At 68.3% G+C, this 26,220-nt stretch carries 17 protein-coding genes; 2 read left to right on the plus strand and 15 right to left on the minus strand.

The window, feature by feature from the left end:
- Window positions 1–2 precede the first annotated feature (2 nt).
- From DDZ18_RS03020 to DDZ18_RS03070, 11 genes are all read right to left on the minus strand, one after another.
- Window positions 3–977 carry a type II secretion system F family protein gene (locus DDZ18_RS03020; RefSeq protein WP_109251864.1) on the minus strand — a complete coding sequence of 325 codons (975 nt, stop codon included), beginning with the start codon at window positions 975–977 and terminating at the stop codon, window positions 3–5.
- A 4-nt stretch (window positions 978–981) separates the two neighbouring features.
- Entirely contained in the window at window positions 982–2,430 is a 1,449-nt protein-coding gene (locus DDZ18_RS03025; protein WP_109251865.1) for a CpaF family protein, read from the minus strand.
- Entirely contained in the window at window positions 2,427–3,677 is a 1,251-nt protein-coding gene (locus DDZ18_RS03030) for an AAA family ATPase (protein ID WP_109251866.1), read from the minus strand. The genes DDZ18_RS03025 and DDZ18_RS03030 overlap by 4 nt, the downstream gene beginning before the upstream one ends.
- Window positions 3,674–4,267, minus strand: coding sequence for a TadE/TadG family type IV pilus assembly protein (locus DDZ18_RS03035; RefSeq protein ID WP_109251867.1), 594 nt, complete (start codon window positions 4,265–4,267; stop codon window positions 3,674–3,676). The genes DDZ18_RS03030 and DDZ18_RS03035 overlap by 4 nt, the downstream gene beginning before the upstream one ends.
- Window positions 4,264–4,791: a TadE/TadG family type IV pilus assembly protein gene (locus DDZ18_RS03040; protein ID WP_109251868.1), complete on the minus strand. Its 528-nt coding sequence runs from the start codon at window positions 4,789–4,791 to the stop codon at window positions 4,264–4,266. Before DDZ18_RS03040 ends, DDZ18_RS03035 begins: the two co-directional genes overlap by 4 nt.
- On the minus strand, window positions 4,788–6,080 hold the full coding sequence (locus tag DDZ18_RS03045; protein WP_109251869.1) for a pilus assembly protein TadG-related protein: 1,293 nt from the start codon (window positions 6,078–6,080) through the stop codon (window positions 4,788–4,790). Before DDZ18_RS03045 ends, DDZ18_RS03040 begins: the two co-directional genes overlap by 4 nt.
- Window positions 6,081–6,109: 29 nt before the next feature.
- Complete coding sequence (locus DDZ18_RS03050) at window positions 6,110–6,376, minus strand: hypothetical protein (protein WP_109251870.1); 267 nt, start codon at window positions 6,374–6,376, stop codon at window positions 6,110–6,112.
- 13 nt (window positions 6,377–6,389) lie between these two features.
- Window positions 6,390–7,850, minus strand: coding sequence for a type II and III secretion system protein family protein (locus DDZ18_RS03055; protein ID WP_158272049.1), 1,461 nt, complete (start codon window positions 7,848–7,850; stop codon window positions 6,390–6,392).
- Window positions 7,851–7,917: 67 nt separating this feature from the next.
- Window positions 7,918–8,874 carry a Flp pilus assembly protein CpaB gene (gene cpaB, locus DDZ18_RS03060; RefSeq protein WP_109251872.1) on the minus strand — a complete coding sequence of 319 codons (957 nt, stop codon included), beginning with the start codon at window positions 8,872–8,874 and terminating at the stop codon, window positions 7,918–7,920.
- A gap of 172 nt (window positions 8,875–9,046) precedes the next feature.
- On the minus strand, window positions 9,047–9,241 hold the full coding sequence (locus tag DDZ18_RS03065; protein ID WP_109251873.1) for a Flp family type IVb pilin: 195 nt from the start codon (window positions 9,239–9,241) through the stop codon (window positions 9,047–9,049).
- Between the two features lie 564 nt (window positions 9,242–9,805).
- The gene (locus tag DDZ18_RS03070; protein ID WP_109251874.1) at window positions 9,806–10,093 is read right to left on the minus strand and encodes a hypothetical protein; all 288 of its coding nucleotides are present in this window, start codon (window positions 10,091–10,093) and stop codon (window positions 9,806–9,808) included.
- Window positions 10,094–10,203: 110 nt separating this feature from the next.
- Here DDZ18_RS03070 and DDZ18_RS03075 point away from each other — a divergent pair, with 110 nt between their 5' ends.
- Window positions 10,204–11,559, plus strand: coding sequence for an HlyD family type I secretion periplasmic adaptor subunit (locus tag DDZ18_RS03075; protein WP_109251875.1), 1,356 nt, complete (start codon window positions 10,204–10,206; stop codon window positions 11,557–11,559).
- Between the two features lie 8 nt (window positions 11,560–11,567).
- Window positions 11,568–12,170 carry a ribbon-helix-helix domain-containing protein gene (locus tag DDZ18_RS03080; RefSeq protein ID WP_109251876.1) on the plus strand — a complete coding sequence of 201 codons (603 nt, stop codon included), beginning with the start codon at window positions 11,568–11,570 and terminating at the stop codon, window positions 12,168–12,170.
- A 7-nt stretch (window positions 12,171–12,177) separates the two neighbouring features.
- On the opposite strand, the gene DDZ18_RS03085 is transcribed toward DDZ18_RS03080, so the two are convergent.
- The 4 genes from DDZ18_RS03085 to DDZ18_RS03100 form a co-directional block, all read right to left on the minus strand.
- Window positions 12,178–14,424: an ATP-binding cassette domain-containing protein gene (locus tag DDZ18_RS03085; RefSeq protein WP_109251877.1), complete on the minus strand. Its 2,247-nt coding sequence runs from the start codon at window positions 14,422–14,424 to the stop codon at window positions 12,178–12,180.
- Between the two features lie 91 nt (window positions 14,425–14,515).
- Window positions 14,516–15,898, minus strand: a complete 1,383-nt coding sequence (locus DDZ18_RS03090; protein WP_109251878.1) for a TolC family protein — start codon at window positions 15,896–15,898, stop codon at window positions 14,516–14,518.
- A gap of 76 nt (window positions 15,899–15,974) precedes the next feature.
- Window positions 15,975–16,715, minus strand: a complete 741-nt coding sequence (locus DDZ18_RS03095) for an OmpA family protein (protein ID WP_109251879.1) — start codon at window positions 16,713–16,715, stop codon at window positions 15,975–15,977.
- Between the two features lie 35 nt (window positions 16,716–16,750).
- Window positions 16,751–26,044, minus strand: a complete 9,294-nt coding sequence (locus tag DDZ18_RS03100; RefSeq protein ID WP_146190593.1) for an Ig-like domain-containing protein — start codon at window positions 26,042–26,044, stop codon at window positions 16,751–16,753.
- Window positions 26,045–26,220: the final 176 nt, after the last annotated feature.

Consider the following 26,220-nt stretch of genomic DNA (forward strand, 5'->3'; position numbering starts at 1 on the left):
CCTCAGACCTTCACGTTGACCATGCGCCAGATCCAGAACAATCCCGCGCCCCACAGCGAGAACGCGGCCACCATCGAGATGATGAAGGACACGCGGTCGAGCACGCGCATGTAGTAGTCGGGATTGAGCATGAAGATCGCCCCGATGACGATGAAGGGCAGACTGCCGACGATGAACGCGGTCATGCGCCCCTCCGCCGACAGCGCGAACGCCTTCTTGCGCATGTTCTCGCGCTCGCGGATCACGCGCGTCAGGTTCTTCAGAACGCTCACCAGGTTGCCCCCGGTCTCGCGCTGCATGTCGATGGAGGCGATGAAGAAGCGCAGGTTCGGATCGGGATATTTCTCGGCGACATGCCGCAGGGCGACGGCGCGGTCGAGGCCGTAATTGATCTCGTCGATGGCCTGCCGGAAGGCCGGGCCGATCGGGGAGTCCATCTCCTTGCCGACCAGGCCGAGCGCGACGGGCACGGGATGGCCGGCCTCGAGGCCGCGCGCCACCAGGTCGATGGCGTTGGGCAGCTGGCTGCGGAACTTGGCCTTCTCCACGCCCACCAGGATGTTGACGCCGAGGATCGGGACGCCCAGTCCGCAGAGCAGCCCGACTCCGAGCGCGGGAAGCGGCGGCAGCCCGACAAGCGCCTGAAGGAGCAGCGTGACGACGATGGCGAGCAGGAGCGCGCCAGCGGCCAGCAGCGCCGGCGAGGCGCGGGACTCGGTCTGGGCCAGGAAGGCGGCGATGCTCGGGAAGAGCCGGACGATGAGGTCCGAGATCGGCCCGTAGCTCGTTTCTGCGCCTCGCCTGAGACTGGCGCCGCGCTGGACCTCGGGCGCTGTCGACTCCTCGCGCATGCGCCGCTCGACGGCCTGGCGCGCGCGCGACGAGCTGCGCACGAGCAGGAACATCCCCTCCACGCCGAGCAGAATCGCGATGAACACCATCGCGTAGATGACCTGGTTGGCGAAGACGTCCGACACCGGTCTATCCCTTCTTCGAGCCGTCGGCCGCGTGCGCGGTCGGCATCTCGATCCCGTTGGCCTCGAAGACGTCGTAGAAATGCGGCCGCACGCCGGTCATCTCGAACCGGCCGAGCACCTTGCCCTGCTTGTCCACGCCTTCCTGGCGGAAGCGCAGGATCTCCTGCAGCGTGATGATCTCGCCTTCCATGCCGGTGACCTCGCACACCGACACGAGGCGGCGGGTGCCGTCGGAGAAGCGCTTGATCTGGACGACGACGTCGAGCGCGCTGGCGATCTGGGTGCGCACGGCGCGGGCGGGCACGTCGAGATTGGCCATGGAGACCATCTGCTCGATACGGGCGAGCGCGTCGCGCGGCGAGTTGGCGTGCACCGTCGTGATCGAGCCGTCATGGCCGGTGTTCATCGCCTGGAGCATGTCGAAGGCCTCGCCGCCGCGCACCTCGCCGACGATGATCCGGTCCGGGCGCATGCGCAGGGCGTTCTTCACCAGGTCGCGCTGGGTGATCTCGCCGCGGCCCTCGATGTTCGGCGGGCGGGTCTCCATCCGCCCGACATGACGCTGCTGGAGCTGCAGCTCGGCGGCGTCCTCGATCGTGATGATGCGTTCCTTGCCGCCGATATACCGCGACACCGCGTTGAGCAGCGTCGTCTTGCCGGTGCCGGTGCCCCCGGAGATCAGCAGGTTGAGGCGGCACTGGACGACGCCCTTGAGCATCTCCGCGCAGGTGCGCGTCATCGAGCCGTTCTCGACAAGCTTCTCCAGGTCGAACGGGATTTTGGCGAACTTGCGGATCGACAGCAGGGAGCCGTCCAGCGCGATCGGCGGGACCACGGCGTTGACGCGCGAACCGTCCGGAAGGCGCGCGTCGACCAGCGGGTTGCTCTCGTCGACGCGGCGGCCGACCTTGACCACGATGCGCTCGATGATGCGCATCAGGTGATCGTCGTCCTTGAAGCGGACGTCGGTTTCCTCGAGCACGCCGTGTCGCTCGACATACACCTCGGCGGGCGTGTTCACGAGGATGTCGGACACCGTGGGGTCCTGCAGCAGCGGTTCGAGCGGGCCGAGTCCCAGGAGCTCGTCGATCACGTCGTCGACGATCCGGACGCGCTCGGCGCTGTTGAGCGGATCGGCTTCCTCCTTGAGGAAGGATTCGATGATGTCGCGGACCTCGTCGCGGAGCTCCTCGCGATTCATCTTGTCGATCGCGGCGAGATTGATCTCCTCGATGAGGCGCTGGTGCAGGCGCACCTTCACGTCGAGATACTGCTGGCGCACCTCCGTGTCGGGCAGGGGCGTGCCCCGCCGGTTCGCCGGCGTGTCGGCCGCCTTGGCCTCTCCCACCTCGGGCGCGATCTTCTCTTCGGGCCCGCCGGGATCCTTGCGCCGGAAGAATCGGAACTCGCTGCGGGAGTCGCGCTCGGGGCGCGCGCCGTCGTCCGCGCTCATGTCAGCCTCCCGATGAACGGCAGCTTGAAGCCTTGCTGTTCGCGCGGATCCGCGGCGCGAACGGGCAGGTCGAGTTGCGTGAGAATCTTCGACGCGACCCCCTGCAGGTCGCGATAGGCGTGGGAGTTCGCCCCGGTCTCGGCGAGCAGCACGCCGGTGTCGGTGGCCCGCCCGGCGGCCTGCTCGTCGTAGCGGATCGTCTCGATCGGACGCTTCAGCGTGGTCTTGAGCTGATTGACGCGCTCGCGGGAATCCGAGCCTTCGCGGACCTTGTTGGCGATCAGGCAGTTCGGCGCGTCGTCGAAGGACAGGTCGCCCAGGCACTGGATGACGCGCTTGAGGCCCGACGCGCTGCGCACGGTCGGTTCGCAGATCATGGCGAGCATGTCGGATTGCTCGAACACCGTGCTGAACCAGTCGCTCCAGCCCGACGGCAACTCGAGCACGACCACGCTGAACTCGTTCTTCAGAAGCCGGATCAGCGTCGACAGGAAACCGTCGGTGACGCGATCGAGCGGCGTGATGAAGGGCGGACCGGCCATCAGCTCGATGCCGGACTTGTGGCGCTCCATCAGCGAGGCGAGCAGCGTCTCGTCGAGGCGCGAGCCGGCCTGCAGCGCCTCCAGCAGCGTCCGGCGGGGCTTGATGTCGAGATAGAGCGCGAGATCGCCGAACTGCACGTCGAGATCCACCAGCGCCACGCGGCCCTCGGTCTGGCGATGGAATTCACCGGCGAGATTGGCCGCCATCGTGCTCGCGCCGACGCCGCCGGCGGACTTGAGCACGGTGACGACGCGGCCGGCGCCGCGGCGACCGCCCTTCGCATCGAGGCTCTCGCTGGCGTGCATCAGCGTCGGGGCCAGCTCGGCGTCGGAGCACGGCACGGGCAGGACATCGCTGATGCCCGCGCGGAACAGGCGGCGCACGGTTTCGGTGGTCGGATCGCGCAGCATCACGATGAACGAGGCGTCGTCGCGCCAGGCCTTGGCGAGGAGCTCGACCTGCCTGAGCGTCTCCTCGGTCGTCTCGGGCAGCTCGACCAGCGCGATGTCGGCGCCGGAAGCGGAATGCGACGAGGCCGCGGCGAGCGGATCGTCCTCGCGCTCGAGCACGGCCTTGAGATCGGGAATGTCCTTGGCGACCGTCTCGATCTGCCTGGCGGTGTCTTCGCCGCAAACCCAGGCGCGCAGCGAGCGCTGCGCGGCCTTCTTCTTCTCCGGCGAGAGGGATTTCATAGGGATGGTCATGCTCCGCTCAGATCTTCAGCCGGGGCAGTCGCCTCGAAGTCCGGCAGGGTGAGATCGCCGAGCCCGGCGAGGCCGCCGATCGCGATGAACTGGTAGTCGATTCCCGTCAGTCGGACCTTCACCATCGGGACGGGACGGCCGAAGCCGACGAATCCCAGACCGGCGCCTTCCAGCTCGACCACCATGTTAGACGCCTCCGCTTCCGGAAACAGGGCCTGAACCTCCGCCAGCATGTCGGCGAGCAAGGCGGGGTCGCAATATCCCGGCGACGAGACGGTGCAAGTTTCGGGCCCCCAGACGCCGCCGCCGGCCACCGCGCTGCAGGAGGTTCCGGCCTGTTCCGTGGCGGCGCTCCCGTTCGGTCCGTTGCAATCGGTGAAGTCGGCCGGGTCGACCAGGGCCCGCGTCGTCGCCAGGCGCAGCGCCCGGCTGACGGCGATCTGGGCCTGCTGGTGCTGCCACAGCACGAGCGCGAACTCGATGATCGCGAAGGTCAGCAGCGCGAGCACCGGCAGCAGGATCGCGAACTCGGCGAGAGTCGCGCCGTCGCGGTCGCGTCCGAAGGAGAAGAGCCGGGACCGCCGCATCATCCGCCCACGCCCATTTCGCTGTGGGTGGCGCTGATGGTGAGCGGCTCGATGCCCAGGAAGCCCAGCAGCCCGATATCGTTGAACGGCACGCGGGCGGTGACCTCGACGATCGGGATGGTCGCGCCCGCGCCCGAGGCGAGCGGGCTGACCATGGTCGAACCCGAGGTGCAGTTCACCGTGACCGTGATGGTGTTCGGATCGTTCCAGTGGGCCATGGTGTAGTCGCTCCCGCTCGTCGAGCCGGTGAGCGCGAGATTCCTGGCCAGCGCCTCGGCCGTCGACCAGTTCCCGCCGGGCGGGCAGTTCCCGTCCTCGACGACCTCCTCGCGGCGTGACAGGAAGCGCGCGGCGTCCTGAACGCCCTTGGCGACGACATGGTACTGGTAGACGCCGCGCGTGATCTCGATCACCGCGCCGAGCATGACGACGAGCAGCGGCAGCACGAGCGCGAACTCGGCCAGGGCCGCGCCGCGATCGCATTTCGCGAAACGGCGCGCCGCGCGGGTGCGCCCGCGCCGCATCATCGCACCACCTCGACCCAGTCCCGCGCGGGGACGGGCACGAGGCCGCCGTTTCCGGCGACGCTGCCGCCGACGATCTCGAAGTAGAAGTCGTCGTCGGGCGTATCGAGGATCGGCTCGGTGATGAAGGCGTTGAGATAGGACACCGCCGTCATCGTCTGCCGTCCGGAGAGTTCAGCCTCGACGCAGTTGAGCACGGCCATGGTGATGATCCGCCGGTCGTCCTGCATGCCCGACGGGGTATGGACCGGCACGCCGTTCGGGGGCTCGCCGCCGGGAGGCGGCTCGGTCGGAATCATGTTGTTGTCGATCTCGTAGCGATAGACTTCGAAGCGCGTCGGGTCGCTCCCCAGGAAACTGCTCGGGAACGGAACGCCGGGATGGGCGGCGCTCCAGTAGGCCTCGTGATCCCACACGCCGTCGCCGATGCGGGTGACCGGATCGAAACTGGCGTCGCGCGGATAGGTCTGGATGTTCTCCGCCGACGGCGAGGGCGGATCCTCGCCGAAGCGGGCGTTGATCCCGCGCCGGGTCTGCTGGGTCATGCGGCCGGGCTCGGTCTCGACTCCGCCGTTGACGTCGTAGCACTGGTTGGCGCCGTTGACGCTCGCCAGCGCCTCGCGCAGCGCGTTCGCGCCCGGATCGTTGACGGCGAGGAAGCCGAAATTCCCCGGCGCCCACTGGGCGTTCTGACCGCCGCGGCTCACCGCGAGGATCTGCCGCCCGACATAGCCGGCAGGGTCGAAACCGCCGCCGCCGCTGGGGGATTCCATCGGATTGCAGATCATCATCGGCGTGATCGAGCACACCGCCCGGCCGCGGCCGGCGACCGCCGTGGCGCTTGCGGTGAGGGAGTCGCCGCCGAACAGCCGGAGAAAGCTGAAGTCCTGCGCCGAGACCTCGGTCGTCACCTCGACATAGGCGTAGGGCGGGCCTTCATAACCCGCGCCGATCGGATCGTCGTCGTTCGGCGGAATGTCCTGAAGGCCCCGCCAGCTCGCGATCTCGACATCGCCGGGCAGGTTGGCGAAACGCGTTTCGTTGGCCGTGATCGCCGCGCCGGCGACGGCCTCGCCGACGCGTGTGGCGACCGTGGACTGGTCGGCGGCCATGTCGAGCTGGTAGGCGCCGGCGACGGCGGCCGCGTCGGCTGCCTTCTGCAGCTCGGAGCGCATCACGAACTGGCGGCCGAAATCGTAGCCGAGCCCGATCAGGCCCAGCAGCACAAGAAGGATCAGGGCGATATAGGGAAGCGTCGCCGCATCCGTCGATCGGAAGAACCGGGCAAGCACCTCGTCACCTCACACTTCGACAGCCTCATCTAGCCGCCGCTTCCCCGCCGCACGATCGCCTCCGAGGTCCGCGGCGGAATCACGTCGCCGGACTGGTAGCGGTCGACCGCCGCATCGATCACGCGCGCCGACGGTTCCGGATCGCCCTCGACCGGGCGGGGATCGTCGACCATCGCCTCGAAATTGGTCTCGGCGAACTGGCCGTGCAGCGGCGAGAGCGGCTCGTTGATGTTCGCGCACGCCGACGCCGCGAGAGCGGCGGAGGCGGCGGCGAAGGCGGCGGCGAAGCGTTTCATCGTCTCGGTTCCCCTATTGGAGCACGTAGCCGGCGTCGTCGACGCCGCTGTCACGGCGGCGGCGGTCGGAATTCATCCAGCGATACGACGAGCCCTCTCCGGCCTCGTTCTCGCCCAGGAAGAACATCTCCAGCGTGTTCGGCCGGACGAAGTCCTGAAGCGGGTCGGCCAGCTGGGCGTCGGTCGACGGCGTGACGAGATAGGGCGTCACGATGATGACGAGCTCGGTCTCCTCGCGCTGGAAGGCGGCGCTGCGTCCGACCGCGCCGATGATCGGCAGGCGCGACAGGCCGGGCACGGACTCGATCTGGTCGGCGAAGCGCTCCGAGATGAGCCCGGCGATGGCGAAGCTCTGGCCGTGGCCGAGCTCGACGGTGGTCGTGGCGCGCCGCGCCGAGATGCCGGGGATGACGATGCCCTCGATCTCGATGCCGTTCTGGCGGTCGAGCTCGCTCACCTCGGGTTCGACGACCAGGTTGATGGTGTCGCCGAGCACGGTGGGCGTGAAGCCCAGCCGGACGCCGAACTCCTTGAACTCGATCTGGATATCGACATCGTTATCGTCGCGATTGCGCGTGCCCACCGGAACCGGGAACTCGCCGCCGGCGAGGAAGCTCGCCGTCTGGCCCGACAGCGCCATCAGGGTGGGCTCGGCGAGCACGGTGGCGACGCCCTGCTCCTCGAGCGCGTCGAGCACCGCGTCGACGCTCCACGAGCCCTCGGTGAAGCTGCCGATGATCGAGGACGTCGACTCGGTGTTCGTGACGTCGGAGAAGAAGCCGTCGACATCGTCGCCGGCGTCGAAGAAGGCGTCCACAGACAGGCCGAGCGAGCGCGCCGCGGTGCGCTGGATCTCGGCCACGCGCACGGCCAGCATGACCTGCTGGGGCTGGCGGATGGTCAGCGTGTTGAGCACCCGGTCGCCGGCGTAGCTGCTCGCGATCTCCGAGGCCGTCGAGGAAACCTCGCTGTCGCTGACCGCGCCGGACAGCATCACCGAGCCGCCGACGGCGCGCACCTCGATGCGCTCCTCGGGGAATTGCTGGTGCAGCCGCATCTTGATCGGCAGCAGGTCGACGGCGACCTGGAGATTGATCGAGCCGATCATGTGCCGGTCGCCGTTGAGGATCGTCAGGCTGGTCGAGCCGGTGTTGCGGCCGAGCACGTACAGGCTGCGGTCGGTGAGCGGCAGGATGTCGGCGACGTCGGAATCGCCGACCAGCACCTCGTCGACCGACTGGTCGAAGCGCAGCACCACGGCCTTGCCCGACGCCACGACCACCTCGCCGACATGGGGGTTCTGCACCGTGCCGAGCCGGATCAGCTCGTTATAGAGCGCCGGCTCGAGCCCGTCGGGCGCGCCGTTCTGCGCCTGCGCGGCGCCGGCGAGGCCGGAAACGGCGAGCGCGCCCGCAGCGAGCATGAGCCCGCAGCGCGCGCGAAGAGTCTGGAAGAATTGTCTGGCGGACCGCATCGTCTCCCCCTTGAACCTGCCCCTTGATCGGCGCGGTTTGAGTCCCGGTTTCGTCATCGGCGCCGGCTCACGGCGCCCCGCCGGCCAGCGCGGACGGATCGGTCTCCGCCAGGCTCACGGGCCGGTCGCGGATGACGCGTTCCTGCTCGGACACCAGTCCGCGCGTGATGATCATGCTGGTGTAGCGCGAGGGCCGCGGCGCGGCCCGCACGACGCGCGCGGGCGCGGTCTGGCCTTCGCCCTCGTCGGACTCCTCGTCGCCGTCCTCGGAGGCCTGCTGGCTCGGGCCGAGATCGCTGTAGCGGATCGTCCGCACGCGCTCGGCCTCGCCCTCGGCGGCGTTCATGACATTGCGCAGCGCCAGCGAGATCGTGCCGACCGTCGAGGCCAGCGCGATGCGCTGGGCGTCCTCGATCTCGACCTCCAGCGTGGCGGCCTTGGCGACGACGGCGCCGCCCTGGCTCTCGTCGGCGATCTGGTCGATCGCCAGCACGCGCACGTTCTGCAGGATGACGTCGGTGACCGCCGTCTGCGCGTCGCGACCGGGATTGGTGGTCAGCAGCACGTCGACGTAGTCGCTCGGCAGGATGAAGCCCGCCGCGCCGGTGACGTCGTTGATGCGAAGGCTGATCGCGCGCTTGCCGTCGGCGATGACTTCCGACAGCGCGGCGCGGCCGCCGAAGCCGGAGATGCGGTCGGCCAGCACGACCTCGCCCGGCGCGATGGCGCGCAGCGCGACCCGGCGCTCGCCGGTGAGGATCTCGTTGACGTCGCGGAACGAGCCCTCGGGCCGCTCCGTCGCCGCCCAGGGAATTTCGCGCAGCATCTCCGGGGTGATCTCGGTGCCGAACTCCATCGGCCGGCGCGCCACGACGACCGTGGACATGTCCCGGCGCTCGGACGCCTGCTCGGCCTGCTGGGCGGGTTGCTGGCCGGCGCCCGTCAGAAGGGCGCGCACGCCGATGACCGCGGCGACGCCCAGGACGGCCGCGACGATGAGCATGATGATGGAGGCGTTGCGCATTGGACTTGTCCCCGTGCGCCCGCGGGCGCGTCCGTATTGCGTATGTCGCGCCAGAGTGGCGCGATTCGCTGCGGCGATGGGTTAATAAGCGCCCGGGCTTGATCGCAGGAGCCGGGCGTCCTGGAAGGAAGGCCGGGGCGGCCGCAAGGGCCGCCCCGTAATCCGTCCCGGATTAGCCGCCGTTCTGGATCGTGTTGGCGGTCGTGTTCAGCACGCCGCCGATGGCGCCGCTGAGCGCGGTGACCGCGGTGACCAGCACGACCGTGATGAGGCCGAGCAGCAGCGCGTATTCGGCCAGCGAGGCGCCTTCGATGTCCTTGCGGACGTCGGCGAGCGCGTTTTGAGCTTTCACGAAGAGCTTCAGCATTGTCCTGTCTCCTTAGGTTCACAGAGCGCCGCTGACCGGTCGGGCGTTAACCCCCTCAGACCCGAAAAGCGGCAGGGCTCTCTCCTGCCCTGTGAAGAATACTATGACAGACGGCGCTGCGAGCCAAGGATTTTTTTACAATACGTTAACCATTTAAACTGCGGAATTCATTGCGCTTTCGGCGAGCGTCCCGTGTTGGTACGCAGATTTTCGTGGCTCGCTCGACTTGAATGCAGTTCAGCAACAGCGGTTAAAATATTTAAGAGCTCAAAAAAGCGAAAATGTTAATATCGGTCGTTTTGGAGTTGGCACGGCTATCGCAGTTGCTCTTTTGACTGCTGTATTAACCGAATTTACGAAGGATTAATCTTTGTAAACTTTTGATAACCGGATGCAACGCCTTGCAACCGACATCCAAGCAGTTGTTTTTGCAACGCACATGACTTGCAGGCGCTGGCGCGCGCTGCAACCTTGCATGGCTTATGCGCGCTCGCGCGCCCTCCGGGCGGATCGCGCAGGCGGTCGCCCGGAGGCGGATTTCACTGGGCCCGCAGGCCGCAAGTCTCAGATTTCGAGGGGGTCGTCGACGCGCACGAGCACCAGGCGGAAATCGCCGCACGCCTTGCCGATGCGCGAATAGGCCGCGTAGATGCACGACGGCGTCGCGATCAGGAAGCCCGCGCCCTGCGCCCACTGGGCGAGGGTTTCGTCGCTGGCGCCGGCGATCACGCCGATGACGGCGATGAAGACCGCCGCGATGAGGCCGCCGGCGAGGCCGAAGGCGGCGCTGCGCCACGCGATCGACCACCACAGCCGCGCGGCGCGGAAGAGGGTCGGCTTGACCAGCTGCATGGGTTCGTCTCCGTGTCTGTCGCCGGATGGTGATGATGGCGCGAACCGGTTAAAATTGCGTGCGTAGGCGGGCCGGGATTCGGCGCGCCCGGCGGTGGAAAGAGGACGGCGTGACGGAAGAGCGGACCGATGAGAGCGCGACCCCGGCCGGCGAGGCCGGCGCGGCGGCGGCCGAGGACGATTTCTTCGACGTGATGCAGCCCCGCGAGGGGCGCTGGGTGATCCTGGCGCTGCTGGGCGCGCTGATCTTCTTCCTGCTCTGGGCGGGCTTGACCAAGCTCGACGAGGTGACCCGCGCCGAGGGCCGGGTCATCCCCTCGCGCAATACGCAATCCATCCAGTCGAGCGAACCGGGCACGATCCGCGAGATGCTCGTGCGCGTCGGCGAGCAGGTCGAGGAGGGCCAGGTGCTGGTCCGCCTCGACGACACGCTGTCGAGCTCCGATCTGGGCGAACTGGAATCCCGCCTGCGCGCGCTGCGCGCCCAGCAGGCGCGCCTGCGCGTCGAGGCGTCCGGGGGAACGCTCGAGGATTTCCTGTGTCCCGAGGAGGTCGCCGCCGCCGATCCGGAGGTCTGCGCCTCCGAGCGTTCGCTGCTCGAGGCCCGGCTGGCGGCGATCCGCGACCGCCGCGAGATCGTCGAGCAGCGCCTGGAGCAGCGCCGCCGCCAGCTCAACGAGGCGCGGACCAATATCCGCACCCATCGCGAGGCGCTGGCCCTGGCCGAGGAGCGGCTCGAGCTCGTCCGCCCGATGGCGCAGACCAACGTGCTGCCGCAGACCGACCTGATCGAGGCCGAGCGCGTCGCGTCCGAGCAGCGCGGCCTGCTGTCGGCGTCGCGCGAGGCCGCCCAGGGCGCCGAGGCCGCGGTGCGAGAGGCCGAGGCCCAGCTCAGCGAGATCACGACGGGCTTCCGCGAGGAGGTCCAGACCACGCTCAACGAGGTCAATGACGAGATCAACGTGATCCGCGAGACGCTGCGCGGCGCCGAGGACCGGGTCTCGCGCGCCGAGATCCGCTCGCCGGTCTCGGGCACGGTCAACGCGATCGGGATCACCACGCTGGGCGCCTATGTCGCGCCGGGCCAGGAGATCCTGTCGGTCGTGCCCCGCGACGACACCCTGCTGGTCGAGGCGCGCGTCGCGCCGAGCGACATCGCCTTCATCCGCCCCGACCAGGACGCCAACGTGAAGATCACCGCCTACGACTTCACCATCTATGGCGGGCTCGACGCGGAGGTGACCTATGTCTCGTCGGACAGCGTCTACAATTCCGAGCGCGACGAGACCTATTTCGTCGTCCACCTGCAGACCGACCGCGCCTTCCTGGAGATGCGCGGCGAACAGTTCCCGATCTCGCCGGGCATGATCACGCAGGCCGAGATCGTCACCGGGCGGAAGTCGATCCTCGACTATCTGCTGAAGCCCGTGACGCGGGCCTGGGGCGAGGCGCTGCGCGAGCGGTGAGCGATCGGATGGCGGACCCTCCTTCCGGCGAGGACTTCGCCGATCCGATCCTCAAGACGCTCACCTGGCGCGGCAAGCGGACCTCGCTGAGGCTGGAGAAGGCGATCTGGGACGGCATCGCCTGGCTGGCGCGCAGCCGGTCGATCCCCGCGCGGCGCTATCTCGAACAGGCGCTCGCCGACAGCGACAGCGCCGGCGCGCCCAACCGCTCGGCGTTCATTCGCGCCCGCGTGGCGTCCGAGCTTCTCCAGGAAGCGATGCAGGACCGGCTCGACCTCGCCGATCTGCGCTCGATGGTGCGCGCCGCGCCCTCGCCGGTCTTCGTGCTCAACAGCCGCGGCGAGCTGTGCGACTACAATGACGAGATGGCCCATTTCATCCGGGTGGCCTTCGAGGGCCGGCCGGCCAATCCCACCGCGAAGCTGGAGCTGCAGTTCGCCCGGCCGCTCGCCGTCATCGAGCAGGAGCTCGAGGACGCGCGCGGCGCGCCGGCGCTGGTCAATTTCTCGCTGAGCTATGACGGCGCGATCGTGCCCGGCCGGGCGCGGCTCACCGTGACGGGACCGCGCAGGACGATGATGCGCCGGCTCGTGGGCTTCATCCAGCAATAGGCGGACGTCAGGCGGTGCGCCGCCCGCCGCGGCGGCCCGATCCGGATCCGGACTGCGTCTCCTCGCTCTCGGAAGCGTCGTCGCCGGACTTCGCGGTCTTCGCCTTGGTCTTGCCGCTCGCCGCTTTGCGCCGGCTGCGTCCGGCGGACTTCGCCTCGTCGGCTTCAGCCGCCTGGCCGGCGGCCTCCTGGTCCCGGCGGCCCTGCAGCCTGGCGATCACGTCGTCGCGCGGGCCGTCCATCATCACCTTGCCGTTGTCGAGCACGATGAGCCGGTCGACCAGCTCGAGGACCGGCTGGCGGTGGGTGGCCACGATCAGGGTCTGGTCGGGCGCGATCGCCTGGCTCAGGCGCTTGACGAGCTGGCCCTCGGTCCAGTTGTCGAGATTGGCGGTGGGCTCGTCGAGGATGAGCGTGCGGAACGGGTGCACGAACGCGCGCGCGAGCGCCAGGATGCGCCTCTGGCCGCTCGACAGGCGCTCGCCGCGCTCGCCGATATCGAGCTCGAAGCCCGCCTCGCCCTCGGCGAGGAAGTCGAGCAGGCCCGAGAGCTTCGCGGCCTGCATCAGCCGCTCGTTCGGCACGGACGCGTCGCCGAGCGTGAGGTTCTCCCGGACCGTGCCCGAGAACAGCTCCGGGTTCGCCGCGACCAGGCGGATCGACTTGCGCACGTCGCGCACATTGTACTGGCGCACGTCGAGACCATCGATGTGATAGCCGCCGGCGTCGGGCGGATAGAGCCCGCCGAGCAGGCGGCACAGCGTCGTCTTGCCAGACCCGACGCGGCCGATCACGCCGACGCGCTCGCCGGGCTCGATCTTCAGCGTGACGTCGTGGAGCACGTCGCGGTCGGCGCCCTCGAAGCGCACGGACGCCTCGCGCAGCTCCAGCCGCGCCTGCGTGACGGGCCGGCTGACGGCGCGGGCCTGGGCCTCGCTGGGCAGCTCCATCAGGCGGTCGAGCGCATTGAGCGAGGAGAAGGCCTGGCGGCCGCGCGTGATCAGCAGCGCCATCGTGCCCACCGGCGCGAGCGCGCGGCTCGACAGCATGACCACGGCGATGATCGCGCCGAGCGAGAGCTGGGCGGCGGCGAACAGATAGGCGCCGCCGACCACCAGTCCGACGGTGATCAGCTGCTGGACCATCGCCGAGGCCGACATGCCGAAACTGGTCAGCCGGCGCAGGCGCTCGTTCGTCTCGGCGCCCGATTTCACATGGCCGCGCCAGCGCCGCGTCAGGCTGCGTTCGGCGCCCAGCGTCTTCACGGACTCGAGCGCGGCGACTGTCTCGAACAGCATGGTGTGGCGCGCGGAGTCGTTGGCGCGGGCGTCCTCGATCACCTTCGTGTTCAGCTGTTGCAGGATGAAGCCCAGCCCGAGCACGGCGAGGAAGCCGCTGATCGGCACCAGCACCAGCCAGCCCGCGATCAGCGCGATGACGCCGAAGAAGATGATGATGAAGCCGATATCGACGATCGAGGAGACGGTCGCCGAGGTGAAGAAGTCGCGGACGAAGTTGAACTCGTTGAACCGGCTGATATAGGCGCCGGTCGGTTCGCGCCGGGCGAGCAGCGGCGCGTTGAGGATCTTCTCGAACAATCGCGTCGAGATGCGGTAGTCGACGCGCTTGCCGATGGCGTCGATCAGGCCGGCGCGCGCGAGCTTGAGCACCAGCTCGAAGCCGATCGCGGCCATGACGCCGAAGGCGAGCACCCACAGCGTGGCGAACGCCTGGTTGGGGAAGACCCGGTCATAGACGTTCATGATGAACAGCGGCATCGCCAGCGCGAGCGTGTTGATCACGAGACCAGCGATGGCGATGTAGACGAAGCTCGCGCGGTATTCGCGGATCACGCCCCAGAACCACTCACGCGGCTTGTCGGGCTGGGCGTCGCCGCCCGCCGCCGCGCGGCCGGGCTCGGGCGGCGTCACCTCGAAGACGCGACCGGTGAGGCGATCCTTCAAGTCGCCGACCTCGACGCGCTCGGCGCGCTGGGTCTCGTCCTCCGCCAGAAGCGCGAGGGTCTTTTCGTCGAGGCGCCGGGCGACGCGCCACTCGCCGGAGACCGTCTCCAGCAGGAAGCACTCGGCCTTCGTCTCCTTGAACAGCTTCGCCGGCTTGCCGCTGACCGGCCGGGCGGCGAGGCCGCTGGAGCGGCACGCATCGATGAAGGCTTCGGTGTCCCAGGCGTCCTCGACGCCGCGCGCGATCGATTCCGCGTCGCTGGACGGCGCGAGTTCGCGCGCGAGGATCATGTACCCCGCGCGCAGGCTGGAACTCACGGACTCGGACTCTGAGATGGCGTCCCCCGCCGGCTGCTCCACGTAACGCGGCGCAGCCTAGCGATCAGGGATAGCGGCGATGATCGTCCTCGCCCGCCCCGAGCGCCGGTGCGCCGACGGCCTCCCGATGACCGCCGCGGGCGGCGTCGGGAGCCGAGAGGCCCATCGTTTCGACGAGGTCGCCCATCGACGCCAGCATGCGATACTGCGCGAACAGATGGGCGTGCCGCGACGTCGCGAGCGCCTCCAGGACATTGATGCGCGTGTTCTGCGCGTCCAGCAAGTCCAGAAGCGAACGCTGACCGGCGTCGAACTGCGAGAGATAGCCGTCGACGACTTCGTTGGAGAAGTCGGCCTGCTCCCGGAGCACTTCGAGGAGTTCCTCCTCGCGCTCGAGCCGGTCCCAGGACAGGCGCACCTCTTCCTCGATCTCGCGCGAGACCTGGTGCAGACGGAACCGCTCCTCGCTCACCCGGCGCAGGTTCTCCTGCGCGGAGGCCTGGTTGATGCCGCCGTTATAGAGCGTCCAGCGCATCACGGCGCGGATCTGGAAGTCGGTCGTGTCGCCCTCGAAGGCGTCGAGGTCCTGGCCGGCGCGGGCGCGGCCCTCGATCGAGATCGTGGGATAGTATTCCGACCGCGCCGTCTTCAGCACGCCTTCGGCCGCGGAGATGTCGGCCTGGGCGATCCCGATCTCCGGATTGCCCCGGCGCGCGCCACCGATCGCGGCGTCCAGGTCGGACGGCAGCACGTTCATGTAGGCGCTGGGCTCCTCGTAGCCGACGACCGGCATGCCGACGAGGCGGCGGAAGGTGATGTCCGCCGAGACGCGGTCGCGCTGGGCTTCGGTCAGGCGGCGACGCGCCGCCGAGAGGCGCTCCTGCGCCTGACGCAGATCGGTCTCGGAGATCGTGCGGCCGGCGACGCCCTCTTCAAGCCGCTCCACCGTCTGGCGGTGGAAGTCGACATTCTCCTGGGCCAGCTCGACGAGCCGCGTCTGCAGGCCGTAATTGATGTACTCGCGCGCGACCTCGAGCGCGATGAACTCGGAGCGCTCGAGCACGCGCGCCGCGGCGCCGTCGACGCGGGCGGCCTGGCGCTCCAGCTCGCCGCGGCGGCCGTAGCCGTCGAACAGCACCTGTTCGGCGAACAGCGAGGCTTCGAGCGGCTCGAGCGTCTGGTCGCCGAGCCCGGCGGCGTCGCGCGAGGGATTGTCGAGCTCCCGATAACCCGCCGAGGCCTCGAACAGGACGCGGGGCCGGTAGAGCCCGCGGGCCTGGTTCTCCTCGAACGCGATCGCCTCGCGGTTCTGGATGGCCTGGTGGATTTCCGGGTTCGAGTTCAGGGCGATCTCGACGGCGGTGGGCAGGTTCACCGGCTCCTGCGCCGAGGCGGCTCCGAGGAGCGCGGCGGCGGAAGCGGTGATGCACGCGGTAAGGCGGAACATGGTGACCTCTTTCAAGCAGCGGCGACGCGGCGTCGGATGATCGTGGGATGTCCGGCGGTCGCCAGCCGTTGTCCTTCTAGCTCTGCTCGTCCGGCACGAACGTGATCTCGGCCTCGACGCGGCGGTTCAGCGGCTCGCGCACGCCGTCCGGCGTCGGCTGGGCGGGGCGCGTTTCGCCGAAGGCGCGCGTCTCGATCAGGTCGCGGCTGAAGCCCGCCCCGATCAGATACGACGCGACGGCGTCGGCGCGGTCCTGCGAGAGGCCGCGATTGTAGCTGTCCGAACCCGACCGGTCGGTGTGCCCGGCGATGAGCGCCCGGTCGAGCCCGCACTGGGCGGCTTCGCTCGACGCCTGGTCGAGCGCGTCGCGCGCCTGGTCGTTCAGGTCGGAGCGATCCCAGGCGAAATAGACCGTCACCGCGAGCTCGTCCGAGCACAGATCGTCGGTCTGGGGTTCGGGTTCGGGCTGCGCGATCCGGATCGGCTCGAGCCGGTTCGAGAAGCAGTCGCAGCGATTGATGCTGTCGGCGTCCTGCTCGCCCGAGCGCAGATAGCCGATCGCGATCGCGCAGTGCGCGGCGGTCTCGGTCGCCCAGGTGTAGACGGTCGATTCGGAGTCGATGACGTCGTCGGCCGACGACGTCGAAGCCGCGCTCGAATACCGGCTCGACAACTCGCTCATCAGCGAGCGGTTGTTCATGCCGAGGAGATCGGACGGCTCCGCGCCGGAGCAGAACAGGTCGGCCTGCTGCGCCTGCGCGGGCCCGCCGATCACGATCGCTCCAAGCAGCGCGCTGCTCAGCCAGAGGCTACGCATGAGAAATCCCCCAATCCATCCTCGTCCCGTTCAGCCTAGGACGAAATGCCTGCGTTAATAGAAAGTATATCATCCAGAGAGGAGACCGCGCCAGAAGTAATTTCCCCGCTTCCGGCGTAACCCGCCCCGTGGCCGAGGGAATCCGCCCCGAACGCGCCGTCCTGCGGAGCGCCCGGAAGAAGCTCGGAGAGGTCCACGGACCCCGTCTCCATGAAGTCGCCCAGCGACAGCTCGACAGTGGCGTCGCCGTTGTCGCCGCCGCCGATCACCTCGCGGCCGATATCGGTCGTCGAAGCCTGCGACGATCCGCCGCCGAGCGGCGACAGGCCGTCCTCGAACGGAGCCCCGCCGCCCTCGAAGCCGAGGCTCGAGACGCTGGCGAAGGCCGGGTCCAGGTCGCCGAAGCTGTCGCCGCCGCCGAGGCCGGACGGGTCGAAGTTCATCGCCCCGAAGGCGTCCTCGCCGATCAGCGCGCCGCCGAAGGCGTCGAGGCTGAAGTTCTGCGGGCCGCCCTGGCCGCCGCCATTGCCGCCGCCATTGCCCTCGAACGAGGTCGAGGAGAAGGAGCCGTCGGTGCTCGTGTCGAGCAGCTGGACGCTGGTGTCGCTCGTCGAGGCGGCCGCGGCCGCGCCGTCGAGATCGATCGTGACGATGGCGGTGGAGTCGTCGCCGTTCGTGTCGGTCAGCGTGTACTCGAACGAAACCGTGCCACTTTCGCCGACGCCCGGCTCGTAGGTGAAGGTGCCGTCGCCGTTATAGGTGAGCGTGCCGGTCCCGGTCAGATTCTGCCAGCTGACGTCGTCGCTGAGATTGACGCCCTCATTGCCGGCCGCGTCGTTCAGAACGGCGTTGACCGTCACCAGCGTGCTCGCGGGATCAAGGTCGTTCGGGCCATCCTGGGCGACGAAGTCGTCATTGGCGGTCGGGAAGTCGTTCACCTCGTTCCCGTCCGGCGAAATGCGCAGATCGAGCGCGCTGCCGATCGAGTCGCCGTCGGCGTCGGTTCCGGTGATGTCGAAGTTCAGGTCGAACGGCTCGGTGTCCGTCGCCGTGAAGATCGAGAACACGCCGAGGTCGAAATTGCTGTCGCCGGGCCCGAACTCCGAGGCGACCTTGACGCCGCTGAAGAGTTCGTCGGTGTGAATCTCGTAGAACTCGCCTTCCTGGAGACCCGTGATCGAGGCGGTGCCGTCCCCATTGAGCGTGATCGTGCCGCCGAAAGAGTCGGTGATGTCGTTGCCGAGGGCGTCGTAGATCTTCACGTCGGTTATTTCGACGACCGTGTCGCTCGGATCGCCGAACAGCGTCTGGTCACCGTCCGTCGCCAGCGCCGTCACGCGGATCGACGTGGTCTGGCTCTGGTTGCCCTGGACCTGCTGGATCTCCTGGCGGAAGGCGCTGGCCTCGACGATCGAATCCCACGCGAAGCCCGTGGTCGTTGATCCATCGGTCACGGCGTTGGTCACGAACTCCATCTGGACGGATTCGCCGGCGTCGAAGCTCTGGCCTCCGCCCACGCCGATGCCGTCGGCGCTCGTGTTCACCGAGCCGGGATCGCCGTCGAGCACGACATCGAAGTTGGACGTGTTGTTGTCGGCATCGTCGGCGCCGATTACGCGAATGTCGCTATTGCCACCGCCGACCGACGTCAGATCGGTAACAGAGATCTCGGTGCCGTTCTTCAGATCGATGTCGATCTGGGCGGACCAGGTCCCCGTGTCCGGGTCGAGCGTGATCGTGAAGGCGACGTCGCCCGTCGAATCGGGCGCGCCGCCGTCGCCGAGGCGGCCGACGAGCGTGTCGGTGCCGAAGCCGTAGAGGAAGATCGGCTCGCCGCCGTCGAAGAGCGTGTTGCCGTCGACGTCCGTGGCGAGCGTCCCATCCATGCTCGGATCGCCGGTGAAAACGACCTCGCCGATCCCGTCTGCGCCGGCCTCGAAGTTCAGGTCACCCGAGGTGTTGGCGACCGCCTTGTTCTGGATGAGCAGGACGTCGCCCTCGAGGCTTTCGGGGATGTCGTCATTGACGGTGACGTCGAACGAGGTGTTCGCCGTGTCGCCGTCGCTGTCGGTGGCGATGACGCCGATATTCGACAGGGTGACGTCGTCCTCGACATCCGCGAGCGGGTGATCGAGCGGACCCGAGAGCGTCGTCTCGTAGGTGTAGGTCACCGCGCCGTCGACGCCGGGCGAACCCGCGTTGGCGATATGGATGCGGATGACTTCCGATCCGCCCGCCGAGCCGACCAGATCGCCGGTGCCGGCCTCGATCTCGAAGGTGACCGGGTCGCCGCCGGATTCGTAGCCCGCGCCGTTCAGCGCCGTCACCGTCGCCGGGTCGAAGGCGACCGCGTCGAGCGCGTTGGCCGGCACGTCGTTGTAGTAGGTGACCGTGAAGGTCTGGCTGTCGGTCGCCAGCGAGGCCGGGCCTTCGCCGCCGAGACCGATCAGGCCGTCCTCGTCGACGTTGGAGTCGTTGGCCGTCGCGATCGGCGTGGAGTCGTCGGCGAGATCGATGGTCGCCGTGGCGGTGTCGGCGTCTCCGTCGGCGTCAGTCAGCGTGTACTGGAAGCTGACCTGACCTTCCTCGCCCGCGGCGGGCTCATAGGTGAACGAGCCGTCCGGGTTGAGCGTGAGATCGCCCGACCCCGTCAGTGAGCTGTCGACATAGGCCACCGTGCCCGGAGCGTCGGCGCCGGCGCTGTCGGCGCCGTTGCCGTTGTCGGCGAGCACATTGCCGGTGACGTCGGCGTTTTCTTCGGACTGCGTGAAGCTGTCGTCGAAGGCCTCGGGGACGTCGTCATTGATGGTGACGTCGAACGAACCCGGCGCGGCGAGCGCATCGCCGTCATCGCCGTCGGAGACGTCGAACTGCACCGTGATGGAGTCGTCGTCTTCCGTGTTCGGATCGGCGTGCTGGAGCGGCTGGCTCTGCGTGACCTCGTAGTCATAGGTCACCGTGCCGTCGCCGTTGTCGGTCGAGCCGGTCACCTCGATCTCGATGACGATCGAGTCGTCAGCCTGCGCCCGGCCGACCAGCGCGCCGCCCTCGATGGCGAAGACCACATCCTGGCCGTCGAGCGTCTGCAGCTCGCCCGCCAGTCCGGCGTCCGAAAGCGCGAACGTCGCGCCGGCGGAGTCGTTTCCGTAATCGATCGTGACCGAGCCCGTGTCCGTCGACACGCCGCCCTGGGTGTCGTCGTCATCGGTGTTCAGGTCCGTCGCCGCGGCGGAGATCTCCGGCGTGGAGTCCGGCTGCAGCGTGATCGTGGCGGTCGCCTGGGAGACATCGCCGTCGCCGTCGGTGATCGTGTAGTCGAACGTGACCTGGTTGTTCTGATCGCCCTCTTCGCCCGCGGCAGGCTCGTAGGTGAAGGAGCCGTCGGCGTTGAGCGTGAGCGTGCCCGCGCCCGTCAGCGATCCGGCGACTTCCTCGACATAGGGCGCGCCTTCACCGTCGGCGCCGGCGCTGTCGGCGCCGTTGCCGTTATCGGCGAGCACATTGCCGGTGATGTCGGCGTTTTCTTCGGACTGCGTGAAGCTGTCGTCGAAGGCCTCGGGGACGTCGTCATTGATGGTGACGTCGAACGAACCCGGCGCGGCGAGCGCATCGCCGTCATCGCCGTCGGAGACGTCGAACTGCACCGTGATGGAGTCGTCGTCTTCCGTGTTCGGATCGGCGTGCTGGAGCGGCTGGCTCTGCGTGACCTCGTAGTCATAGGTCACCGTGCCGTCGCCGTTGTCGGTCGAGCCGGTCACCTCGATCTCGATGACGATCGAGTCGTCAGCCTGCGCCCGGCCGACGAGCGCGCCGCCCTCGATGGCGAAGACCACGTCCTGGCCGTCGAGCGTCTGCAGCTCGCCCGCCAGTCCGGCGTCCGAAAGCGCGAACGTCGCGCCGGCGGAGTCGTTTCCGTAGTCGATCGTGACCGAGCCCGTGTCCGTCGACACGCCGCCCTGGGTGTCGTCGTCATCGGTGTTCAGGTCCGTCGCCGCGGCGGAGATCTCCGGCGTGGAGTCCGGCTGCAGCGTGATCGACGCCGTGGCCTGCGAGACGTCGCCGTCCTGGTCGACGATCTGGTAGGTGAATTCGACCGAGCCTTCCTGGCCGGCGGCCGGGATGAAGGTGAAGCTGCCGTCGCTGTTCAGCTGCAGATCGCCCTCGGACACGTCGGTGATCAGCGAGACCTGCGGATCGCCCGCATCGCCGTCGGCGCCGAATGCGTCGTTGTCGATCACGTTGCCGCTGACGACGGTGTTCTCGCCGCCCTGGTCGGCCTGGTTGTAGCTGTCGTCGTTGGCCTGCGGGACGTCGTCGACGATGGAGACGTCGAACGACCCCTGGGCCGTGTCGCTGTCGGAGTCGGTGACCTCGAAGCCGACATTGAGCAGCTGCTCGATGTTCTCGAGACCGCCGTCGACGTGCTCGACCGGCCGGGAGAGCGTGACCGCGTAGTCATAGGTCACCTCGCCGTCGCCGGCGTTGGTGACGTTGGCGTCGGTGATCGAGATGCGGATCACCTCGGAGTCGTCGCCGGCGGAGCGGCCGACCAGATCGCCGCCCTCCAGCGAGAAGTTGACGGCGTCGCCGTCGAGCGTCTGAAGCTGGCCGTCGAGCGCGCCGTCATCCAGCAGGCTGATCGAGCCGAGCAGATCGCCCGGAACGTCGGAGGCGAAGGTGACGACCGCCTGGCCGTTGCCGACGAGGCTCTCGGTGGAGTCGGTCTCGTCGGTGCGCGACGTCGTGTCGTCATCGTTGGCGAACTCGAAGCCGTCCTCGTCGACCGTCACGTCGTCCGTGGAATCGACGACCGGAACGTCGTCGTCCTGCAGCGTGATCGTCGCCGTGGCCTGCGAGGTGTCGCCGTCGGCGTCGGTGATGGTGTAGTCGAAGCTGACCGAGCCTTCTTCGCCGTCGGCAGGCTCGTAGGTGAAGGAGCCGTCATCGTTGAGCGTCAGCGTTCCGGGGCCCGACGGATCGGTCGAGCTGAGCGAACCACCCACGAGTTCGACATAGGGCGCGCCTTCGCCGTCGGCGCCGGCCGTATCGGCGCCCGAGCCGTTGTCGTCGAGCACGTTGCCGGTGACGTCGGCGTTGGGCTGCGACTGCGTGAAGCTGTCGTCGAAGGCCTCAGGCACGTCGTCATTGATGGTGACGTCGAACGTCCCGGAAACCTCGTCGCCGTCGTCGCCGTCCGCGCCGGTGAAGCTCACCGTGATGGAGTCGTCGTCCTCGGTGTTGGGATCGGCGTGCTGGAGCGGCTGGTGCTGGGTGACCTTATAGTCGTAGGTCACCTCGTCGCCGCTCGGCGTCGAGTTGGTGACTTCGATCTCGATGACGATCGAGTCGTCAGACTGCGCCCGGCCGACGAGCACGCCGCCCTCGATGGCGAAGACCACGTCCTGGCCGTCCAGCGTCTGCAGTTCGCCCGCCAGGCCGTCGGCCGACAGCGCGAACGTGGCGCCGCCGGCGTCGTTTCCGTAATCGATCGTGACCGAGCCCGTATCCGTCGAGACGCCGCCGTCGGTGTCGTCGTCGTCGGTGTTCAGGTCCGTCGCCGCCGCCGAGATCTCCGGCGTGGAGTCGGGCTCGAGATTGATGGTGGCCGTGGCCTGCGAGACGTCGCCGTCCTGGTCGACGATCTGGTAGGTGAATTCGACCGAGCCTTCCTGGCCGGCGGCCGGGATGAAGGTGAAGCTGCCGTCGCTGTTCAGCTGCAGATCGCCCTCGGACACGTCGGTGATCAGCGAGACCTGCGGATCGCTCGCGTCGCCGTCGGCGCCGAATGCGTCATTGTCGATCACGTTGCCGCTGACGGCGGTGTTCTCGCCGCCCTGGTCGGCCTGGTTGACCGTGTCGTCGTTGGCCTGGGGCACGTCGTCGACGATGGAGACGTCGAACGAGCCCTGGGCGGTGTCGCCGTCATCGCCGTCGGTCACTTCGAAGCCGACGCCGAGCAGCGTCTCGATGTTCTCCAGCGAGCCGCTGTCATGGTCGAGCGGTTGCGACAGGGTCGCGGTGTAATCATAGGTCACCGTGCCGTCGCCATTGTCGGTCGCGCCGGTGATCGAGATCCGGATGACCTCGGTGTCGCCGTTGTCGATCGTGCCGACGAGATCGCCGTTCCCGTCGAGCGCGAAGGTGACCGACTGGCCGCCCGAGCTCAGCTGGCCGTCCAGGGCCGGGTCGTCGAGCAGCGCGATCGCGCCGATCGCGTCGGCGGGAACGTCGGAACCGTAATCGACGACGACCTGGCCGTCCGCGGACAGGTTCTCGCCGGCGGCGGTCTCGTCGGTGCGCGAGGTCGTATCGTCGTCATTGGCGAACTCGAAGCCGTCCTCGTCGAGCCCGAGGCTGGTCGGTTCGCCGATCACCGGCTCGGAGTCGTCCTGCAGATCGATCGTGACGGTGGCCTGCGACGTGTCGCCGTCGCCGTCGGTGATGGTGTAGTCGAAGGTGACCACGCCGTCCTCGCCGTCGCCCGGCTCGTAGTTGAAGGAGCCGTCGGCATTGAGCGTGAGATCGCCCGCGCCGGTCAGCGAACCGTCGACCAGCTCGACATAGGGCGCGCCCTCGCCGTCGGCGCCGGCGGCGTCGACGCCGAAGCCGTTGAAGTCGAGCACGTTGCCGGTGACGTCGGCGTTCTCCTCCGACTGCGTGAAGCTGTCGTCGAAGGCCTCCGGCACGTCGTCATTGATGGTGACGTCGAACTGGACCGAGGCCGAGTCGCCGTCGGAGTCGGTGACGGTGAGCGTGACGCCGTTCAGGAATTCATTGTCTTCGCTGTTCGGGTCGGAATGCTCGACCGGCGCGGACAGGATCACCTCGTAGTCATAGGTGACCGAGCCGCCGCCATTGTCGGTCGAACCCGTGATCGCGATGCGGATCACCTCCTCGCCGTTCGCCGAGCCGACCAGCTCGCCGTTCTCGTCGACGGTGAAGGTGACCGGATCGCCGTCGGGCGTCTGCAGCTGGCCGTCCAGTCCGTCGGCGGACAGGACCGCCGCGCCGGCGATGTCGTCGGGCGTGTCGTTTCCGAAGTCGAACATCGCCGAGCCGGAGTCCGTCGAGACGCCTGGTCCGACCAGGCTCGGGAACAGAACGCCCTGCTCGAACTGGATGTCGCCCGGGTAGCTCTGCTCCTGGCCGACGAGATCATCCTCGTCGACGAACAGCGAGCTCGACTCGCCGCCCTGCGGGACGGAATCCGGCTGCAGCTCGATCGTCGCGGTGGCGACGGATTCATCGCCGTCGGCGTCGGTGAGCGTGTACTGGAAGCTGACCTCGCCGTCCTCGCCGGGCGCCGGCTCATAGGTGAAGGAGCCGTCGGCGTTGAGCGTCAGCTCGCCCGCCCCCGTCAGCGAACCGTCGACCAGCGAGACCGTCGCCGGATCGTCGGCGCCGGGCGTGTCGGCGCCCGAGCCGTTATTGTCGAGCACGTTGCCGGAGACCGGCGCGTTCTCCTCGTCCTGGACGAAGAGGTCGTCGAGCGCCGTCGGGCCGTCGTCATTGATCGCGATGTCGAGCGTGTCGCTCGCCTCGTCGCCGTCGGAATCGGTCACGACCACGTCGAACTGATCGAACACGCCCTCGTCGGTTCCCGTCGAGGCGTCATCGGGATGATCGGTGGTGTTGTCGTCGAGCGTGTAGGTCCAGGTGTAGACGCCGTCGGTCTCGGTCACGGTGAGCGTGCCGTAGGCGCCGTCGACCACGCCGCCGCCGGTGACGTCGACGCCGTTGATGACGAGCGAGGCGACCGTGTCGCCGCCCGTTCCGATGGAGATGCCGCCCGAGGTCTGTTCGGCGTCGCTCGACGGGTTCGAGCCGTCGTCCAGCGCGGCCTCGTCGACGGTTCCGTCCTGGGCCTCGATGACCGGCTCGGAGTCGTCCTGAAGGTCGATCGTCACCGTGGCCGTGGCGGTGTCGCCGTCGCCGTCGGTGATCGTGTAGTCGAACGTGACCTGGCCGTCCTCGCCCGGGCCGGGCTCGTAGGTGAAGGTGCCGTCGCCGTTATAGGTGAGGGTCCCGGTCCCGCTGAGATTGGAGGACTCCACGTCGCTGGCGAGGTCCACGCCGTCGGCGCCGGGGGTGTCGTTGGCGAACACGTCGATGGTGATCGGCGCGCCTTCCTCCGACTGCGTCGCGGGGTCGTCCGCCGCGGCCGGGACGCTGTCATTGATGACGATGTCGAACGTGCCGCTGGCGGTGTCGCCGTCGGAATCCGTCGCCGTCACCGTGACGCCGGTGAGCGTGACGTCGTCGTCGCTGTTGGGGTCGGGATGGTCGACCGGGCCGGACAGGGTCACCGTGTACTCGTAGTCGACCGTGCCGTCGGGATTGGTCGTCGAGCCGGTGATCGAGATCCGGATGATCTCCTCGCCGTTCGCCGAGCCGACGATATCGCCGTTCTCGTCGACAGTGAATGTCACGGGCGCGCCGCCCGCGGTCAGCTGGCCGTCCAGGCCGGGCGCCGACAGGACGAGTTCGCCGGAGTCCGCGGGGCCGTCGCTGCCGAAGTCGACATTGATGCCGCCGCCGCTGACATTGCCGCCTTCGCCGAGGCCGTCCTCGTCGTTATTGGCGTCGTCGGTGGAGACGATAAGCGGCTGGCTGTCCTCGTCGACTTCGAGGACTTCGATCAGCTCCTCCTGCTCGGGCAGGCCGAACGCGAGCGCCGTCGGGGGCAGCAGGTCGGTGATGTCGAAGGCCGGATCGATATTGCCCGGATCCACGACGAAGTTGCCGCCCGACGAGGTCGAACCGGCTGCGGCTTCCGGACCGCCGACGGCGAGCGGGAAGATCAGCCCGTCGATCTCGATGAACTGGTACTGGAGCGCGCCGCCCTCGATGCGGACCTCTTCGCCGTTCGGCAGCGTGATCACCAGATCGTCGCCGTCGACGTCGACATTCTCCAGCGCGACCGATTCCGGCGCGACATAGACGGAGCCGCCCTGGATCGCCGCGGCCGGCGCGGCCGGGCCGCCGACGCCGAGCGGGAAGACCATGCCGTCGATCTGGACGAAGGGATAGTCGACCGCGCCGTTCGCGATCTCGATGACGTCGCCGTGCGGCAGCTTGACCAGAAGGTCGTCGCCGGCGACGTCGATGTCGGCGAGTTCGACGCCGAGCGGAGCGATGTAAACCTGGCCGCCCTCGATCTGGGCCGGCGCCTCGGCCGCCGGCTCGGCTTCGGGCCGGGCCGTCGTCTCGGGGCTTTCGATCATGCCGTCGCGCACGATCACCGGTTCGGGCGTCGCCTGCTTGGTGTCACCGCCCGTGTCGGGCTTCGCGGTGGCGGGGGTCGAGGAGTTCGCCGGCTTGTCCATCATAATTCTCCAACCTTCGGTGACCGTCGCGTCGATGGTTCACAAAGGCCTAACTGCAAGGCGCACGCCGCGCCTGTTTAACCTCTGATTAATATCCTAGTTAGGATTCTCGCCCGCGAACAGGCCTTAACATAATTACGTATGCGCGACCGCGTGTCGCAAGCCAATATATTGAAATT

Origin of the sequence: Marinicauda salina (assembly GCF_003122085.1) — a bacterium.
GTDB classification, from domain to species: domain Bacteria; phylum Pseudomonadota; class Alphaproteobacteria; order Caulobacterales; family Maricaulaceae; genus Maricicauda_A; species Maricicauda_A salina.